Here is a 14,981-nt window from a genome sequence, read left to right as displayed (position 1 = left end):
GTCTTTGCCCCCGAGCCATGCTGGCGGATGCCGCATGGCATTCTCTGGCTCTTCTCTAGACGCTAGAGCCCGCACCGTCACGCAAACTCGCCGCGAGCTGGGCGGCTCAAAGAGGACAGGCAATCCCGGAACTCTGACCTGTGCTTCAGACATTTGCATCAGGATTTGGCGATAAGGACGCCGTCGGCATCAGTGGTGGCAGTTGTCACCCAGAACGATCAGTTTCTCGCCGCTACGCGCAGTTGGTCCATTTCCCGCGAAGCGATGATGGCTCGGCCGGACCCGATCAGATCGGCCGTCGGCATGCGATTATCGAGCACGAACGCCTGGATGACCGGCCATCGCGGACCAAACCACGCCTCGCCGTTTCGATACCGATTGCGGCATCGCCTTTCAGGGTCGCCGAGCAGATGAAGCTTTCGAGCGGCACGAATTCTCGCTCCATCGTAGAAAAGAAGGCGCGCACCATCGGCATGGTCGGCTCGCGGTTGTTGCCGGCGATGACGATGCCGAGCCGGTTGGTGCGCAGGCGCACGAGCGTGCCCACCGGGTAAATTCCGATGCTGCGAATGAACGCATCCAGCACGCCCGGATCGAAATGTCCCTCCCAATCGAGCATTTTGGCCAGCGCGTCGGACGGCGTCCAGGGGTCCTTATAGGGTCGCCGGGACGTCACCGCGTCATAGACGTCACAGATCGCGCCCATCCGGGCATGCAGCGAGAGCTGGTCGGCGGTGAGACCAAACGGATAGCCCTTGCCGTCGACCCTCTCATGATGGTGGAGACACACGTCGAGGGCGATCGGGGAGATGCCCTCGGTCTTCTTGAGAAGATCGTGCCCCTTTTGCGGATGCGTTCGAATGATCTCGAATTCGTCGTCGCTGAGCGAACCGGGCTTGTCGAGGACGCTGCCTGGCACCGCCATCTTGCCGATATCGTGCATCAACCCAGCAGTGCCGAGGTCACGGGTCAGCGTCTCCGATAGGCCGAGTTGGCGGCCCAGATTGATCATGAGCGCGCAGACGGCCACCGAGTGCAGATAGGTATACTCGTTCTTGCGCTTGAGGCGCGTCACCTTGATCATGGCGGCCGCGTCCCGCATCACCGATGCTGCGATTTCATCGACCAGCGGCTCGACGTCGCGCAGGGCGACCGCCTTGCCCATGCGGGCCTCGCCGAACATGCGCATGATGACCCGCTTCGACCTCTGGATCGACTCCGTGGCGCGCTGAACCTCGTCCATTTCGATCGGCATCGATCGTCGCACCGGCGCGAGCGGGGCAATGGCCTGAGGGCGGCGGGGCGCCTCAGCTTCTCGGGCAGCGGGAAGAGGGCCTTTGGCTAAATTGGCCGACGGGACAGGAAGCGGCGGCGGCGAAGCTCCCATCGCATCATCGATATAGATCGCCTTGACGCCAGAGGCGCGGATCTCGTCCACGTCCGCGGGGGAGAGGAGGAATTTCGTGCGCCAGAAAGGGTGCTTGAACCAGAAGCCCTCGAAGCCGACGACGAACATTCCGGCACTAATCTGGTCGATCGCGATCTTGCGCTTCATGGCACCCCTTCGCCCCGTCTTCACCCCCCGCGCCCTAAATTCCGGTTAAGAACGGGCTAAAGGCGCGGTCGGCATGCGCGAAGAGTGCGGGGGAGCTGATTACCCCACGCAGACTGTATAACCCCGCCGGCAACCCCGGCGCGCGGCGTCTTTTGCCTGTCAGATTGGCTGAGCGGGAGAGTCGAGCGTGAAGAAATGCTGGATGACCTCCCGGGCGAGCCGTGCGGGCCGCCTGGTCACGGCGTCGACACAACACCAGCTCGACTTCACTTCCGCGAGCACCTCTTCACCGCGCCGGATAACCGTGTCGTAAAAGGCGCGGGCACCCTGAACCTTTTCCAGCAGCACCGTCGCGATGACGCGGTCGTCCAGGAAGGTCGGGCGGCGGTAGGTGATCTCATGCTTGAGCGCGACCCAAAGATGCCCTGCGACGGCCTCGCTGGGCGCGAGCGAACGCCAGTGGTCGAGAACGGCATCCTGCACCCATTTGAGGTAGCTGGCATTGTTGACATGGCCCATGAAGTCGATGTCGGACGGGTCGATGCCGATCTCATAAGCGTGGGGAATCGCGGTAGTCATGGGCCTTCTCATATCATGATGGAGCGCAAAGGGCTTGGGCCGTAAGCGGGGCGCGCGGAGATTACACGCCGCCACGTCCCGATCGATGCCCCGCCCGGCATTGCGGACGTCGGCATCGGTGGCAGGCCTTATCACACATGATCTATGATTGATAAGATTGCAGTTTGATGTTTTATACGTCATGAGAGCGCATGATCACTTCGCAGCAGATGCGTGCCGCTCGCGCCCTCCTTGGGATTGACCAGCGCCAACTCGCCCAACTCGCGCACCTTTCGCTACCGACGATCCAGCGCATGGAAGCCTCGGGAGGGCAGGTGCGCGGCGTGGTCGACACCCTGGTGAAAGTGATCGGGGCGCTCGAAAGCGCTGGCATTGAACTGCTTGGCGAGAACGCGCCGAGCAGCGGCGTGGGCCGCGGGGTTCGCCTGCGCGAGACGAAGGCTGGGCGCTCGGCCGGGACCGTGCCGTCGCTGCTTTATGATCAGGAAGATCTCGGCGCCGTACCGCCGCAGTGAGCCAGGGAACCATGATGAGCAGTTCGGACGACTATGTGTATGACGAAGCCTCCGGCGAGTGGATCAGCCCGCAGGATGTACAGGCCCAGGCACAAGGCCTGAGCGATGCGGTCGAAGTGCGCGATGCCGTGGGCAATATCCTTGCCGATGGCGACAGCGTCACTCTGATCAAGGATCTCACCGTCAAGGGCGCCAACCAGACGCTCAAGCGCGGCACTCTCATCAGGTCCATTCGCCTGACCGGCGATCCCCAGGAAATCGATTGCCGCTACGAGGGTATCAAGGGCCTCGTCTTGCGCGCCGAATTCGTCCGCAAGCGCTGAGCGACTGCACGCCAGATAGAGGAACCCTGTTGGAAGTCATCTCGATCGTTCTGCTTCTGCTGCTCGCGGTGATCCTGAGCGGCATCCTTTCGCGAATGGTCCCCCTGCCGTTCCCCCGGCCATTGTTTCAGATCGCGCTTGGCGCGCTCATCGGGCTTGCTGCGGACTGGCGGGTCACGCTCGATCCCGAAATCTTCTTCCTCCTCTTCTTGCCGCCGCTGCTCTTCCTGGATGGCTGGCGTATTCCGCGCGAGGAATTGTTCAAGGACGGCAAGACGATTGTCGAACTGGCCCTGGGCCTTGTAGTGGCGACGGTCGTCGGAATGGGCTTTTTCATCCACTGGATGATCCCGGCCATGCCGCTTGCCGTCGCCTTCGCGCTGGCGGCGGTCGTCTCGCCGACGGATCCGATCGCCGTTTCGGCGATCGCGCAGCGCGTGCCCATTCCCAAGCGGATGATGCATATCCTGGAAGGGGAGTCGCTGCTCAACGACGCCTCCGGCCTCGTCTGCCTGCGCTTTGCCATCGCAGCGACGCTGACCGGCGCCTTTTCGCTTCACCAGGCCGCCATCAACTTCGTGTGGGTCGCGCTGGGCGGGCTGGCGGTCGGTGCGGGCCTGACCTGGCTCGTCTCGCACGCCAAGAACTGGGTGTCGCGGCGCTATGGCGAGGAGGGCGGAGCGCAGATCCTCATTAGCCTTCTTTTGCCCTTCGGGTCCTATCTCGTTGCCGAACACTTGCACTGTTCGGGCATCCTGGCTGCGGTGGCCGCAGGCCTTACGATGGGTTTCGTTGAGGGGAGCGGCGAACTTGCCGCCTCGACGCGCATTCGCCGCAACACGGTGTGGGATGTCATCCAGTTCACCGCCAATGGCGTGATCTTCGTGCTGCTCGGTGAACAGCTGCCGGCCATCCTCGCGGGCGCGGCGGAGACGGTGCGCCTCACCGGTCATCATGAATCCTGGTGGCTCGGCGTTTATGTGCTTGCGATCAATCTTGGACTGGCCGCCTTGCGCTTTCTTTGGGTTTGGCTGTCGTTCCGCTTGAGTTTCTTCCGGCAGGGCGAGGGACAATCGACCCCGAACTGGCGCATAGTCGCAGCGATGTCCTTTGCCGGCGTGCGCGGCGCTATCACGCTTGCGGGCGTACTCACGCTACCGCTCGTGCTCAGCGATGGGTCGCCCTTCCCTGGGCGCGACCTCGCCATTTTCCTGGCGATGGGGGTCATCATAGTCTCGCTGCTGGTCGCGAGCCTTGGCCTTCCCGTCCTGCTGCGCGGCCTGCGCATGCCGCCCGAGCATGACCAGCAGAGCGTCGAAGATGCCGCGCGCATCAAAGCGGCCGAAGCGGCCATCGCCCGGATCGAGGAGGTCCAGCATGAACTGGCCGAGGGCCGGGCGGATGCCGATCTCTATGTGTCGGCTGCCGCGCGGATCATGGACGGCTACCGCGAGCGGATCGAAAGCAGGGTGGGGACGCGCGAGGAAAATGCCGAGATGCGGCGAGGTGAGGCGATCGAACGGCGCCTGCGCATCGCCGCGCTCAAAGCGGAACGGAGCCAGATCTTTCGCATGGTTCGCAAGCGAGAGCTTGGCAGCGAGCTTGCGCGCAAGCTCATACGGGAGCTTGATCTCGCGGAAGCCCGCCATGCGGCCCAGCTCGGCTGACGGGTCGACACAGGACAGTACGGAGCCAAGAACAGAAAAGGAGGAGCGGGCCATGGACGAGGCCGACCGGGAATGCAGGGTCGACGAAGCGCTGCGCCTGCTGGAGCGTGCGCTGACCCTGGTCGACGGCGTCAACGAGGATGCGGCGATGCACCTCCAGACCGCGATCGACCGCCTCATGCCGCCTGCGAGACGGTCCCAAATCGCACCCGAGGACTGGGACCTGATCAGCTTGCTCCCGCACCTCACCAGCCGCGTCTACTGCCTGCATCGCCATAATGGACTGGACGTCGTAACGGTGGCGACACGGCTTGGCTTGTCCCCGGACGAGGTCGTCAAACAGGTACGTTGCGCCGAAGCTTTCCTTATCGGCCACGCGATCCAGTAATCACGGCGCGGTCGCAACCGTCACAGTTCGTCGAAAATCAGAAAGAATTCTGCGCTTTTGCGGCCTTGTCCGTGAACCATGGCCCCCTGCCGCCGTTCATAGGGAAACGGGGCATATGTGTTGCTGTATTACCGAGGATTGCATGATGGCCGATAGGCAACATGTTCTGGTTGTCGATGACGAGCCGGTCCTCCGGATGATCCTTGTCGATCTCCTGGAGGGCGAGGGATATGCGGTCGAAGAGGCTTCTAACGCCGCCGAGGCTCTTGAGGTCCTGCAAGCGCTGCCCTCGATCCGGATCGTCGTCACCGATATCCAGATGCCGGGGTCGATGGATGGTTTGCGCCTGGCGCGCTATATTCGCGATGCCTATCCTCCCATTGCTCTGATCGTTTCCTCAGGCGCCGTTCGGCCCGAGCAAGACGCGTTGCCCGACGATGCTGTCTTTCTCTCGAAGCCGGTCGACCATCGCGAATTGCTCCGCGTGATCGAGGACCGCCTCTCCGCCGCCTGAGAACAGGGCGCGCGGAGCGGCGAGCCACATCAGGGGCGCCTAGAAAAGCGTGACAGCCGCCGCGAGGATGAGCGATCCTGCGACAATAGCGCCCGCGATCCACCGCCCGGCCGCAGCGATCTCCGTGCCCCAACGCCGCGGTGGGATGACCTGATCGCGCTCCAGCCGCTCGATGATCAACCTCAGCAGCCGCGGGCCATCCTGCCCGATCCTTGTGATCTCGAGCAGCAGACCTTGCAGCACCGGGGTCCAAGCAGCGGGATCTAGCCGCGAGGCAACGATGCGCACTGCAGCCTGCCGCAGAGCAAGGGTCAGGTCGAAGCCGGGGGCAATGTTGGCGAGGACGCCATCGATCGTCACCAGTGCCTTGAAGATAAGCAGCAGGTCGGGCGGGACGGTCAGCCGCTCCTGCCGCATGAGCGCGAAAAAATCATTGACCAGGGTGGCGAGCACCAGGCGCGTGCCGCCATGGCGGGCGACAAGCTGTTCGGCCGCCAGAAGGAGCCGCTCGCGAGGCGGGCTCTCACCGGCGGACCAAAGGGCGAGCGTCTCCGCCAGGGCCTGCGGATCTCCGATATTGATAGCCTGGACGAAGCGCAAAAGCTCTTCCCGGCGCCTGGGGCTGACATGGCCGATCAAGCCGAGGTCCAGCAGGGCGAGGCGGTTTCCGGGCAAGCACAGGAGATTGCCGGGGTGGGGATCGGCATGGAACCGGCCGGTGAGAAGGACCATGTCGAGCACGACCTGGGCGCCGAGCGATGCGATCGCGTGGGGATCGATGTCTGCCTCGACGAGGGCCTCTGCCGAGCGCGGCGCGACCCCTTCGATATAGTCCATGGCCAGCAGCGTTTCCGACGTCCATTCCCAGTGGATCTCGGGAATGACGACCTGCGCGTTGCCGGCGAGATCGCCGCGCAGGCGGTCGGCATTGCGGGCCTCGTTGGTGAAGTCGAGTTCCTCCAGGATTGCGGACGCGAGCTGTTGGACGAGCGCGGTGGGAGCAAAGCGCCGGATTTCCGTACTGGCCCGCTCGAGGACCGCCGCGAACTGGGCGATGAGGCGCAGATCCGCTTCCATGCGGGTCCGGATGCCGGGCCGCCGGATCTTGAGGACGATGGCGCGACCATCGTGCAGGCGGGCGCGGTGGACCTGCGCCATCGAGGCGGCGGCAAGCGGCTCGGGATCGAACGCGGCGAATGCCTTACTGACAGATTCTCCCAAGGCCTCCTCGATGGCGGGCCGCACCGTTTCGAAGGGGAGCGTCGCCGCCTGGCTGTGAAGCCGCTCCAATTCGGTAATCCAGTCGGGCGGAAGAAGATCGCTGCGTGTGGCGAGAATTTGCCCCAGCTTGACGAAGGTGGGACCCAATTCCTCCAGCGCCAGGCGCGTGCGTGCGGGCAGCGCCGCTGCCTCGCCCGCAGGAAAATCTTTGGCGCCCAGCCCGAGCCGGTCGATCGCCGTGTCGAGGCCATAACGCGCCAGGACCCCGGTGACCTCACCAAGACGCTCCCGGTCCCGGGCCGCTACCATCAAGCTTTTGAACATGGCGTGAGAGATAGGGGCTGTACACCGGAAACGAAGGGGCGGCGTTTTCGAGACCGCGCCGTGCGCGGCAGGAACGTAGGGAGCAAGGGCGGGTTTCGTGAGAGCCACCCCGCGCGTCGTGCAGGGCTGCGCCTTGCTAACGAAGGATCCTGATGAAGATCGCCATCCATGCCCAGCTCGACTATCGGTTCGACCGGCCGACCGACGTCCTCCTGCAGCTCGAAGCGGCGGCCATCCCGGAGCAGATAATCGATGACGCCCATATTGACCTGTCCGAGACCGAGCATTTTGCGCGCGTTTCGGCGCACGATCTGATTGGGGAAAGAATCTGGGTACGCGTCGGCAGCGAATTGCGCGTCGATTACCAGGCGACCGTCTCGATCAACCGGATCCTCAACGATTGCCAGGCATTGCCTGCCGTCCCGCCCCACCAGTTGCCGGGCGAGACGGTGCAGTATTTGATGCCGTCGCGCTATTGTCCCTCTGACCAGTTCCAGTCCTTCGTCCGCGCCGAATTCGATGCGCTGGAAGGCGGCCGGAAGGTGATCGCGATGCGCGACTGGGTGCATAGCCATCTCAGCTATGTGCCCGGCGTCAGCACATCGGACACGACGGCTGCCGATACCTTCATTCGACGGCAGGGTATCTGCCGGGATTATGCGCACGTCCTCATCACTCTCGTGCGCGCCGCAGGCATTCCGGCGCGCATAGCGAGCGTCTACGCGCTTGGCGTCGAACCGCAGGATTTTCACGCCGTGGCTGAGGTGTTCCTCGGCGGCGAATGGCATCTGGTCGACGCGACGGGCATGGCACGCGAAGCTGCGATGGCCAAGATAGGGATCGGCCGCGACGCGGCCGACATTGCCTTCCTTACCGCTTATGGCAGCGCTGTGCTCAACAGCCAGTCTGTCCAAGTCCAAGCCGTGCCCTGACAGTGCGAGGGGATGCGATCCCTGCCCCGATACCGGCTTTGCACAGTGCCTTCATGCATCGTTTAAGCGACACGTGCAGACTGCCCAACGGTGGCAAGACCCTTGAACCATTGCCCCTCTCTGGATCAATCACGGCTTGAAACCCGCATCTCGTTGGACGAAACTATCCTGCCCCTCCCAGCAGAAAAGGAAGAGGTTCCATGCAATGGTCGGGCCTCCAGCGCAGTAAGACGACGCAGCTGCCGGAAGAACGCGTGGGAGTGTTCCAGTCAGGCCGACAGATCGGCTCGGTCCCGGCGAACTTCGATCCACGAACCACCCCCTCGAAATCGGTTCTTTATGTTCTGCGCGACGGCGAGTTCGCCAGAGGCGCTGAAGGGTGGATTGCAACTGCCTCGCTAGGCCCTGGCGACCTGGAAGCGATCGCCGGGTTCAAGTGGCTCTAGAACGTGGTTCAGTTCAATTGGACGGCAGGTCGAGCTCAGAGGTCGAGGCGATAGGCAGGCATAGTTCGTCGTTCGATCGGATCGTGCCGGCTAAGGATAGGGGAGCGCAAACGGCATAGCCATGCGCAACCGGAAGGCACATTTCCGAAAAGCTTGGCTGTGGCCCCGCGTTGCCCCTAACAGGACGCGCTTTCGAGGCCATCCTTAAGGCGTTATACTGGCGTATGGCTCAAGAAGAACTCGATGCATTGGCCTCGGTCGTCCAAAGCCTGAAGAGCGATCTCATTCGGCTGCAGGGCGCGTTCGCCCGCGATGCCTTACTGTCGGGTCGCCATAGTCCCGCGAGCCTTGGCGACCTTATCGAGGAATGCGGCCGGCTCGTGCCGGGCTATGAAGGCTCCTGTACGCAAGGATTTGCCGAGGCAATCCGAAAGTGCGGCGCAGATGGGCCGCCTTTCACGGTAATTTCCGGGGGCAAGGACGGCTAAGAGCCGCCCGGTGTGCGAAGCGTTACCGCCGAAGCGGTGAGGCTTGCGCCAAATCATTCCGGATGGTTGTTGCCGCGACACCGCCTTCCCCCATAGCGTGGCTGATCTGGTCGAGCCCAAGCACGACGTCGCCGGCCGCATAGAGCCCCGGCACGCTGGTCCGTTGGTGGCTGTCCACCACTAAGCATCCATCACCCGAAGCTTCGGCGCCGAGATCGACCGCCAATTGCGAGTGGATCGTCGAGCCCAGCGCGGGGTAAAGGGTCGCAAAGCGGTGATGTCCTCCGGGCAGCGCGATCTCTAGTCCATCCTCGCCCAGCAGGAAGGCCGTGCATGGCCCCTCGAGAAGATTGATCCCGGCCGCGCGCAGGCCCGTCTCCTCATCCGCCGACAGGGCATGCCTGCCATCTGGCGCGATCAACGTAACGTCGCTCGTGTAACTGCGCAGGAATATCGATTCCTTGTACCCGTGCGCTCCCGTACCGAGCACCGCGACACGCTGGTCGGTCACCTCATAACCATCGCAGATCGGGCAGTAGCGCAAAAGCCCACGAGACAGCGCTTGGCCATGCGTCACCTCGTCCATATCGGGCCGGTGGTTCGACACGCCCGTGGCGAGCAGGACGGAGCGTGCTGCGAAGCGATGCGGCCCGCCGCGAGCCAGGAAGACATCTCCGTCCTTGTCCAATTTTTCGATCCGGACCTGCGAATAGACGGCGCCATGGAGCAGGGCCTGTTCGCGCATCCGCGACAGCAGCTCCGCGCCCGCGATCCCCTTGGGGAAGCCGGCATGATTGCGCGTCCTGGGAATGAGCGCGGCGCGGCTGTCGCCTGCGTCGGCGACGGTGACCGCGAGATGAAAGCGTGCCAGGTAGATCGCGGCCGTAAGCCCCGCCGGGCCTCCGCCGATGACCAGACAGTCGAGCGGCTGTGCTCCCGAAACGCCCGCCGCACGGACACGATCAGAGTTTGGGCGGTTCATGGTAAAAGTCGACCTGCATGCGGACATTGCCGAGCGGTGTAACGAAGTGGGGCTGGTCGGGTTTCACGACCCCGACAACCTCCTGGGTGAGAAGGATCTGACTGTGCGGCTCCACATAGGTGAGGTTCAGGGAGCCTTCCAGGACGCGGATGACGCCCCAGACCCCCACCTTGGTGCGATGATTGCCGCGCAGCCTAGCCGGTATCGTATTCTGGTCGAACACAGGCGTGGAGCGAAAGGGTTCGGGCATTCTCTTGTCCGCTTGCAGGTTTCGGTGCGCCCCCGTTGGTCCTGTGGCGCACCGGACGAAGCGTGGTGCACAGGAAGCCTAACGCACGGCGCTTGTCCATGCGAGAGGACAAGCGCCTGGACGAGCCGCCTATGCCGCAGCTTCCTCGGCAAGGGGCATCCCGTACCACTGGCCGGCGACCGTGCGCAGGAACAGCATAGGACGGCCGCCATCGATCTGCTGGAAGCGATAGCGATCGTGATCGCCCTGGGACTTCACCCACGCGCGTGCCCATTCGGTCGCCTTGTACTCGCTGTCGAATTCATCGCTTTGCGCGACAGGCTTGCTGTGGTCGTTGTCGCGAAACAGCTGATAACGCATGAAATGTCTCCTTTGGTCGGTTACTGAATGGAGCTGGCCACGCCATCAGGGTCGACCGGAAGTTCGTCCTTTACCGGCATCCTGACGCTGCGCAGCCTCGTTAAGCGCGCGGATCACCCGGTCGAGCATGGCGGCATTGCTGGCCGCCTTGGGCAGTTCGCGGACCGCAAATCGATGCAGGCGATCGAGATCCTTGCGGGGCACCACGATTTCGATGGATTTTTGCCCGAGATGCTCGGGAGCGACGCCCTGCGCGGCCCGACCGGACGCAAGAAAATGATCGAGGAAGCGCTTGCGATCTGCGAAGGTCCAGCCCAGCGCCTTCAGATCCTCGGGACCAACCGTCAGCAACGCAATCGCGAACTCCATGATATCGTCGAAGGGCAAGGTGAGGCGGGCACCCTTGCCCCGGCCTTTGAGCCTATGGATCAGCGCCTGTTTCATCGTATCGAGAGTATCCCGTCGACCGCGCTCCATTCGGTTGGACGGATCATCTGCTCATGGGCGATCCGCACGGAATGCAGGGCGGCGGTGATCTCGTGCCGCCAATGGTCCAGGAAGTCGAACAACACTGGAAAATCGGGCGCGAGATCATATTCCTGCCAGACAAAGAGCTGCAGGAGCGACGGCGCGTCAGGGCGGTAATAGTGTATTTCCGCCGTAGTCATGCCGTAGCCCTGCAGCTGCGCCAGAAAACCGCGGTCACTCATTGTAAGCGGGTTTGACCGGAATCCCCCTCGTCCAGCGTGCGCATGGCCGCGAGCACTTCGTCGATCGGCACGGCGCGTTTGGCGCCGCGCGGCTTGCGCAGCGCTGGCTTGTCGCGCACGGCCGATCTGTCCGATGCCCACGACGCCAGGATGGCGCGTTTGACCTCGGGCTCCAGATCCGGATGGTGCGCGACGTCGAAGGGATGAAGAAAACGGGAAAATGGTTGCGACATAGTCAGCCTCCTTTCCTGTCGCTCCTGTCTTTCGTGGCGGACATCCTCATCCGCACCCACCAGATTTTGGTACGATGCGGAGTCGCGTCAAGACGTTTTTTCATCTCCAAGCCATTGAGATCGACGGGATTGGCACTGCGTTCCATCGAGTGCCAAAAAATTTTCAGGAAGGTCTTGAAGGGGCAAATTGAGCTTCTTAGTTCCCGGGAACCTGTCGTTCGGATGAACAGCAGGGATCATCATTCTTGTTTTGCAACCGGAGGCTTTGCCCATGCATTTCCGCCCTTTGCACGACCGTGTGCTTGTTCGCCGCATCGAAGCCGAGGAGAAGACCTCGGGCGGCATCATCATCCCCGACACCGCCAAGGAAAAACCGCAGGAGGGTGAAGTCCTCGCGGTCGGCCCTGGCACTCGCGACGAAAACGGAAAGCTCACCGACACCACGGTGAAGACCGGCGACCGGGTGCTGTTCGGCAAATGGTCGGGCAGCGAGGTTCGCATCGATGGCGAGGATCTGCTCATCATGAAGGAGAGCGACATCCTCGGCATCATCGAGCCCGTCGCGGAGCTCAAGCAGGCCGCCTGACGGGTCGCCCCCATCCCTCGAACATCAGGAAGGACAAAGGAAAGGAGTTAGGCAGATGGCTGCCAAGGAAGTGAAGTTCGCCTCGGACGCGCGCGATCGCATGCTGCGCGGCGTCGATACGCTGGCCAACGCCGTCAAGGTGACGCTCGGTCCCAAGGGCCGCAATGTGGTCATCGAGAAGAGCTTCGGCGCGCCGCGTATCACCAAGGACGGCGTCACCGTCGCCAAGGAAATCGAACTGAAGGACAAGTTCGAGAATATGGGCGCACAGATGCTGCGCGAGGTCGCCAACAAGCAGAACGACAAGGCCGGTGACGGCACGACCACCGCCACCGTGCTGGCCCAGTCCATCGTGCGCGAAGGCTCGAAGGCGGTCGCGGCGGGGATGAACCCCATGGACCTGAAGCGCGGCATCGACCTCGCCGTGACGACGGTCGTCGAGGATCTCAAGGCGCATGCCAAGAAGGTCTCGGCCAACAGTGAGATCGCCCAGGTCGCGACCATCTCGGCCAATGGCGATGCCGAAGTCGGCACCATCCTCGCAGAAGCGATGGAAAAGGTCGGCAATGAGGGTGTCATCACCGTCGAAGAGGCCAAGAGCCTCGCGACCGAGCTTGAGACGGTCGAGGGCATGCAGTTCGACCGCGGCTATCTCTCGCCCTACTTCGTGACCAACGCCGAGAAGCTGAAGGTCGAGCTCGAGGATCCCTACATCCTCATCCACGAGAAGAAGCTTTCGAACCTCCAGGCGCTCATTCCGCTGCTCGAGCAGGTGGTGCAGTCGGGCCGGCCGCTGCTCATCATCGCCGAGGACGTGGAAGGCGAAGCGCTCGCCACCCTCGTCGTCAACAAGCTGCGCGGCGGCCTCAAGGTCGCGGCCGTCAAGGCGCCGGGCTTTGGCGATCGCCGCAAGGCCATGCTCGAGGACATCGCGGTTCTCACCGCCGGCAGCGTGGTCAGCGAGGAACTCGGCACCAAACTGGAGAATGTCACGCTCGGCATGCTCGGCCGCGCCAAGAAGGTCATCATCGACAAGGACAACACCACGGTCGTCGATGGCGCCGGCGCGCGCGACGAGATCGACGCCCGCGTGGCGCAGATCCGGGCGCAGATCGAGACGACCACCAGCGACTATGACCGCGAGAAGCTCCAGGAGCGCGTGGCCAAGCTTGCCGGCGGCGTCGCCGTGATCCGCGTGGGCGGCGCGACCGAGGTCGAGGTCAAGGAGAAGAAGGACCGGGTCGACGACGCGCTGCACGCGACCCGCGCCGCTGTCGAGGAAGGCATTCTGCCTGGCGGCGGCATCGCGCTGCTCCGCGCGTTGAAGGCGCTCGACGGCCTCAAGGCAGGCAATGACGACCAGCAGTCCGGTATCGACATCATTCGCCGCGCCCTGCGCGCGCCGGTGCGCCAGATCTGCGACAATGCCGGTGAAGACGGCGCGTTCATCGTCGGCAAGCTGCTCGAAAGCGACGACTATAACTGGGGCTTCAATGCCGCGAGCGGCCAGTATGAGGACCTGGTGAAGTCGGGGGTCATCGATCCCGCCAAGGTCGTGCGCACCGCGCTGCAGGATGCGGCCTCGGTCGCATCCCTGCTCATCACGACCGAAGCGCTGGTCGCCGAGCTACCCAAGGATGAGAAGGCCGCGCCCATGCCGGCCATGGACTACTGATCCTCCACCGACAGGGCCGGCGCGGCCGGCCCTGTCACCTCATCATCATTCAGCATAGCGAGAGGGATTTCCGGGCTTTCTGACAGGATTGCGCGCGGCCTCCTCGTGCGTGCTGCCCAGGCAAAGTGGCTCGGATATGCGCTCGATTATTCCTGTTATCCTGTCCGGCGGGTCCGGTACGCGCCTCTGGCCGATTTCGACCGCGGCCAGCCCCAAGCAATTCATCGCGCTCGCCGGCGAGGAGAGCCTGCTCCAGCAGACGGTCCGGCGGGCCCGCGCCGCGGGCCTTGTCCAGGCGCCGATCCTCATCGCCAATCGCGGTCACGACGCGCTGCTCGGCGAGCAATTGCGCTCCATCGACTGCACGCCCGCCCGGCTCATCTTCGAGCCCGTCGGTCGCAATACGGCGCCTGCTATCGCGATGGCGGCGCTCGAGGCGCCCAGTCCGGACGCGCTGCTCCTTGTCATGCCCAGCGATCATGTTATCGCCGATGTGCCAGCCTTCGCCGCCGCCATAGAACGCGCGGCACCGCAGGCGACCGCCGGATGGCTCGTCACCTTCGGCATCACGCCGGACCATCCCGAGACGGGCTATGGCTACATCCGCTGCGGCGAAGCGATCTGCCAAGGCGTTCATCAGGTCGATCGCTTCGTCGAGAAGCCCGATAGCGACCGCGCTGCCCGGATGATCGCTGAAGGCGGTCACTGCTGGAACGCCGGCATATTCCTCCTGCGCGCCGATGCCTTCCTCGAGGCCATGCGCCTGCATGCCCCGGCAATGCTGACTGCTGTCGAGGCCGCGCTGGCGTCGGCAACGCGGGAAGGCCATCGCATCGATCCCGACGCTGACGCCTTTGCCGCCATTCCCGCGGACTCGATTGACTATGCGGTTCTGGAAAAGGCCGCACGCGTCGCCGTCGTGCCGGCGGCGATGGGATGGTCGGATCTGGGCAGCTGGGACGCGCTTCACGCCATCGGCAGCCGCGACGAAGCCGACAATCTCTCGGAGGGCGAGGTAAAGGCGCTCGACAGCCGAAACTGCCTGTTCAAGAGCACCGGGCCACGCATCGCCGCGATCGGCGTTTCCGATCTCATCGTCGTAGCCACCGGCGACACCGTGCTGATCGCGCCGCGCGGGCGCTCGCAGGACGTTCGGCGCCTTGCCGGACAGGAGAGCCCTTCCGCCACCCGCGAGGCCGCCACGGCATCCTGACCCTCAAACGCATCATCCCT

Annotated in this window: 20 protein-coding genes; 11 read left to right on the top strand and 9 right to left on the bottom strand. The window is 63.7% G+C overall.

Annotation, left to right across the window (positions count from 1 at the left end; genetic code table 11):
* Positions 1 to 286: 286 nt before the first annotated feature.
* A complete protein-coding gene (locus WBP07_RS19610; protein ID WP_244917347.1) occupies positions 287 to 1,555 on the bottom strand; it encodes an HD-GYP domain-containing protein in 1,269 nt (422 codons plus the stop codon).
* Between the two features lie 159 nt (positions 1,556 to 1,714).
* Complete coding sequence (locus tag WBP07_RS19605; protein WP_095687406.1) at positions 1,715 to 2,134, bottom strand: thioesterase family protein; 420 nt, start codon at positions 2,132 to 2,134, stop codon at positions 1,715 to 1,717.
* A 191-nt stretch (positions 2,135 to 2,325) separates the two neighbouring features.
* On the opposite strand from WBP07_RS19605, the gene WBP07_RS19600 reads away from it, so the two are divergent.
* The 5 genes from WBP07_RS19600 (at position 2,326) to WBP07_RS19580 (ending at position 5,541) form a co-directional block, all read left to right on the top strand.
* Positions 2,326 to 2,649 (top strand): helix-turn-helix transcriptional regulator, encoded by a 324-nt coding sequence (locus tag WBP07_RS19600; RefSeq protein WP_095687407.1) that lies wholly within the window; start codon positions 2,326 to 2,328, stop codon positions 2,647 to 2,649.
* A gap of 14 nt (positions 2,650 to 2,663) precedes the next feature.
* Positions 2,664 to 2,972, top strand: coding sequence for an alkylphosphonate utilization protein (locus tag WBP07_RS19595; protein ID WP_095687496.1), 309 nt, complete (start codon positions 2,664 to 2,666; stop codon positions 2,970 to 2,972).
* Between the two features lie 29 nt (positions 2,973 to 3,001).
* Positions 3,002 to 4,639, top strand: a complete 1,638-nt coding sequence (locus WBP07_RS19590) for a Na+/H+ antiporter (RefSeq protein ID WP_095687408.1) — start codon at positions 3,002 to 3,004, stop codon at positions 4,637 to 4,639.
* 52 nt (positions 4,640 to 4,691) lie between these two features.
* Positions 4,692 to 5,027: a hypothetical protein gene (locus WBP07_RS19585; protein WP_095687497.1), complete on the top strand. Its 336-nt coding sequence runs from the start codon at positions 4,692 to 4,694 to the stop codon at positions 5,025 to 5,027.
* Positions 5,028 to 5,172: 145 nt separating this feature from the next.
* Positions 5,173 to 5,541: a response regulator gene (locus WBP07_RS19580; RefSeq protein WP_380823180.1), complete on the top strand. Its 369-nt coding sequence runs from the start codon at positions 5,173 to 5,175 to the stop codon at positions 5,539 to 5,541.
* 39 nt (positions 5,542 to 5,580) lie between these two features.
* On the opposite strand, the gene WBP07_RS19575 is transcribed toward WBP07_RS19580, so the two are convergent.
* Entirely contained in the window at positions 5,581 to 7,086 is a 1,506-nt protein-coding gene (locus WBP07_RS19575) for an AarF/ABC1/UbiB kinase family protein (protein ID WP_095687410.1), read from the bottom strand.
* Between the two features lie 152 nt (positions 7,087 to 7,238).
* Between WBP07_RS19575 and WBP07_RS19570 the strand changes: the two genes are divergently transcribed.
* The 3 genes from WBP07_RS19570 to WBP07_RS19560 all read left to right on the top strand — a co-directional run bounded on the left by WBP07_RS19570 (position 7,239) and on the right by WBP07_RS19560 (position 8,952).
* On the top strand, positions 7,239 to 8,018 hold the full coding sequence (locus WBP07_RS19570) for a transglutaminase family protein (RefSeq protein WP_095687411.1): 780 nt from the start codon (positions 7,239 to 7,241) through the stop codon (positions 8,016 to 8,018).
* Positions 8,019 to 8,218: 200 nt separating this feature from the next.
* Positions 8,219 to 8,464 (top strand): hypothetical protein, encoded by a 246-nt coding sequence (locus tag WBP07_RS19565; RefSeq protein WP_095687412.1) that lies wholly within the window; start codon positions 8,219 to 8,221, stop codon positions 8,462 to 8,464.
* A gap of 248 nt (positions 8,465 to 8,712) precedes the next feature.
* Positions 8,713 to 8,952, top strand: coding sequence for a hypothetical protein (locus WBP07_RS19560; RefSeq protein WP_395395838.1), 240 nt, complete (start codon positions 8,713 to 8,715; stop codon positions 8,950 to 8,952).
* A gap of 22 nt (positions 8,953 to 8,974) precedes the next feature.
* On the opposite strand, the gene WBP07_RS19555 is transcribed toward WBP07_RS19560, so the two are convergent.
* The 6 genes from WBP07_RS19555 to WBP07_RS19530 form a co-directional block, all read right to left on the bottom strand.
* Positions 8,975 to 9,934 (bottom strand): NAD(P)/FAD-dependent oxidoreductase, encoded by a 960-nt coding sequence (locus tag WBP07_RS19555; RefSeq protein WP_261937521.1) that lies wholly within the window; start codon positions 9,932 to 9,934, stop codon positions 8,975 to 8,977.
* Positions 9,915 to 10,184, bottom strand: coding sequence for a DUF1971 domain-containing protein (locus WBP07_RS19550; RefSeq protein WP_095687414.1), 270 nt, complete (start codon positions 10,182 to 10,184; stop codon positions 9,915 to 9,917). Before WBP07_RS19550 ends, WBP07_RS19555 begins: the two co-directional genes overlap by 20 nt.
* A gap of 129 nt (positions 10,185 to 10,313) precedes the next feature.
* Positions 10,314 to 10,544, bottom strand: a complete 231-nt coding sequence (locus WBP07_RS19545) for a hypothetical protein (protein ID WP_095687415.1) — start codon at positions 10,542 to 10,544, stop codon at positions 10,314 to 10,316.
* A gap of 45 nt (positions 10,545 to 10,589) precedes the next feature.
* A complete protein-coding gene (locus WBP07_RS19540) occupies positions 10,590 to 10,988 on the bottom strand; it encodes a hypothetical protein (RefSeq protein WP_095687416.1) in 399 nt (132 codons plus the stop codon).
* Positions 10,985 to 11,254 (bottom strand): usg protein, encoded by a 270-nt coding sequence (locus WBP07_RS19535; protein WP_095687417.1) that lies wholly within the window; start codon positions 11,252 to 11,254, stop codon positions 10,985 to 10,987. Before WBP07_RS19535 ends, WBP07_RS19540 begins: the two co-directional genes overlap by 4 nt.
* Entirely contained in the window at positions 11,251 to 11,487 is a 237-nt protein-coding gene (locus WBP07_RS19530) for a hypothetical protein (protein ID WP_095687418.1), read from the bottom strand. The genes WBP07_RS19535 and WBP07_RS19530 overlap by 4 nt, the downstream gene beginning before the upstream one ends.
* Positions 11,488 to 11,758: 271 nt before the next feature.
* Here WBP07_RS19530 and groES point away from each other — a divergent pair, with 271 nt between their 5' ends.
* The 3 genes from groES to WBP07_RS19515 all read left to right on the top strand — a co-directional run bounded on the left by groES (position 11,759) and on the right by WBP07_RS19515 (position 14,961).
* Positions 11,759 to 12,073, top strand: a complete 315-nt coding sequence (gene groES, locus WBP07_RS19525) for a co-chaperone GroES (RefSeq protein WP_008829924.1) — start codon at positions 11,759 to 11,761, stop codon at positions 12,071 to 12,073.
* A 55-nt stretch (positions 12,074 to 12,128) separates the two neighbouring features.
* Positions 12,129 to 13,748, top strand: coding sequence for a chaperonin GroEL (groL, locus tag WBP07_RS19520; RefSeq protein WP_048938217.1), 1,620 nt, complete (start codon positions 12,129 to 12,131; stop codon positions 13,746 to 13,748).
* Positions 13,749 to 13,884: 136 nt separating this feature from the next.
* Positions 13,885 to 14,961 carry a mannose-1-phosphate guanylyltransferase/mannose-6-phosphate isomerase gene (locus WBP07_RS19515; RefSeq protein ID WP_261937520.1) on the top strand — a complete coding sequence of 359 codons (1,077 nt, stop codon included), beginning with the start codon at positions 13,885 to 13,887 and terminating at the stop codon, positions 14,959 to 14,961.
* Positions 14,962 to 14,981: the final 20 nt, after the last annotated feature.

It is taken from the genome of Novosphingobium oxfordense, assembly GCF_044029435.1.
GTDB lineage: Bacteria > Pseudomonadota > Alphaproteobacteria > Sphingomonadales > Sphingomonadaceae > Novosphingobium.
This window is presented reverse-complemented; position numbering and strand designations above follow the sequence as displayed.

What these genes read in the sequence shown, in the direction of transcription:
- WBP07_RS19565 (WP_095687412.1), top strand. Translation starts at nt 8,219, where the DNA reads ATGCAATGGTCGGGCCTCCAGCGCAGTAAGACGACGCAGCTGCCGGAA.
- WBP07_RS19610 (WP_244917347.1), bottom strand. Translation starts at nt 1,555, where the DNA reads ATGAAGCGCAAGATCGCGATCGACCAGATTAGTGCCGGAATGTTCGTC.
- WBP07_RS19535 (WP_095687417.1), bottom strand. Translation starts at nt 11,254, where the DNA reads ATGAGTGACCGCGGTTTTCTGGCGCAGCTGCAGGGCTACGGCATGACT.
- WBP07_RS19585 (WP_095687497.1), top strand. Translation starts at nt 4,692, where the DNA reads ATGGACGAGGCCGACCGGGAATGCAGGGTCGACGAAGCGCTGCGCCTG.
- WBP07_RS19575 (WP_095687410.1), bottom strand. Translation starts at nt 7,086, where the DNA reads ATGTTCAAAAGCTTGATGGTAGCGGCCCGGGACCGGGAGCGTCTTGGT.
- WBP07_RS19515 (WP_261937520.1), top strand. Translation starts at nt 13,885, where the DNA reads ATGCGCTCGATTATTCCTGTTATCCTGTCCGGCGGGTCCGGTACGCGC.
- WBP07_RS19555 (WP_261937521.1), bottom strand. Translation starts at nt 9,934, where the DNA reads ATGAACCGCCCAAACTCTGATCGTGTCCGTGCGGCGGGCGTTTCGGGA.
- WBP07_RS19605 (WP_095687406.1), bottom strand. Translation starts at nt 2,134, where the DNA reads ATGACTACCGCGATTCCCCACGCTTATGAGATCGGCATCGACCCGTCC.
- WBP07_RS19540 (WP_095687416.1), bottom strand. Translation starts at nt 10,988, where the DNA reads ATGAAACAGGCGCTGATCCATAGGCTCAAAGGCCGGGGCAAGGGTGCC.
- WBP07_RS19580 (WP_380823180.1), top strand. Translation starts at nt 5,173, where the DNA reads ATGGCCGATAGGCAACATGTTCTGGTTGTCGATGACGAGCCGGTCCTC.
- WBP07_RS19595 (WP_095687496.1), top strand. Translation starts at nt 2,664, where the DNA reads ATGAGCAGTTCGGACGACTATGTGTATGACGAAGCCTCCGGCGAGTGG.
- WBP07_RS19600 (WP_095687407.1), top strand. Translation starts at nt 2,326, where the DNA reads ATGATCACTTCGCAGCAGATGCGTGCCGCTCGCGCCCTCCTTGGGATT.
- WBP07_RS19550 (WP_095687414.1), bottom strand. Translation starts at nt 10,184, where the DNA reads ATGCCCGAACCCTTTCGCTCCACGCCTGTGTTCGACCAGAATACGATA.
- WBP07_RS19530 (WP_095687418.1), bottom strand. Translation starts at nt 11,487, where the DNA reads ATGTCGCAACCATTTTCCCGTTTTCTTCATCCCTTCGACGTCGCGCAC.
- groL (WP_048938217.1), top strand. Translation starts at nt 12,129, where the DNA reads ATGGCTGCCAAGGAAGTGAAGTTCGCCTCGGACGCGCGCGATCGCATG.
- groES (WP_008829924.1), top strand. Translation starts at nt 11,759, where the DNA reads ATGCATTTCCGCCCTTTGCACGACCGTGTGCTTGTTCGCCGCATCGAA.
- WBP07_RS19570 (WP_095687411.1), top strand. Translation starts at nt 7,239, where the DNA reads ATGAAGATCGCCATCCATGCCCAGCTCGACTATCGGTTCGACCGGCCG.
- WBP07_RS19545 (WP_095687415.1), bottom strand. Translation starts at nt 10,544, where the DNA reads ATGCGTTATCAGCTGTTTCGCGACAACGACCACAGCAAGCCTGTCGCG.